1 protein-coding gene is annotated in these 649 nt (G+C 34.2%); it reads right to left on the bottom strand.

Going from position 1 to position 649, the window contains the following annotated elements; all coding sequences use genetic code 11:
* Positions 1-288 precede the first annotated feature (288 nt).
* Positions 289-649: type VI secretion system tube protein TssD (gene tssD, locus OEA66_RS18795; RefSeq protein WP_267282850.1), on the bottom strand; the 361-nt coding region annotated here is incomplete at its 5' end.

The raw sequence follows: 649 nt of genomic DNA, 5'->3' as shown, positions 1-649 counted from the left end.
ATGATGATTCTCTGAGATTCCTGCCGCATTTTGGGATGGACGGAACTGCTTTCCACTAGATTGTTCTGGTGTGCTTGACATAATTTTGTGATTGTGGTATTTAAATATACAAAAATTATTCAATAACAAAGGATCTATATAAGCAAAATCCTATGCAAAAAATAACAAATTTAAATTTGTTATGATATTTATCCTGAAAAACTATATAAATTCTTGAAGTGTCAAAAAAGACCATCTAAACAGACAGTCTTTTTTGTATACAATACACTGTAAAAAGTAAGTTGTGGATTAAACTGGCCAGATTCCTTCGTAAGCAGAATTACCATAGTTGATTTTCTCTGCACTGATTACGAAACTGATCAACATTGAATTTTCGTCAACTGCGTCAAAGTCTACTTCGTGCTGAATGACATAACCGTTTTCCCAGTTTAAGGTGATCAAAGTACCTTCTTCGTGAGATTTGTTGAAAGTAACTTCACCAGAAGTCGGCTTGTATTTTCCGTTTAGTAAAGACTCAAGGATTTCAGATTTCTCTGTAGCCTCGATTGTTAATTTGATGATTGCATTAGATGGATCTGAAGCTACTCTACCTGAAACGTCTGTAGATCTTGAAACGCTGTAATTCAGCTTTAATAATTTCTGTCCTTCG

This window comes from Chryseobacterium luquanense, from assembly GCF_026460945.1.
In the GTDB taxonomy this organism is placed as follows: Bacteria; Bacteroidota; Bacteroidia; order Flavobacteriales; family Weeksellaceae; genus Chryseobacterium; species Chryseobacterium luquanense.
The sequence above is the reverse complement of the archived record's forward strand: the minus strand, read 5'-3'. Positions and strand labels throughout refer to the sequence as shown.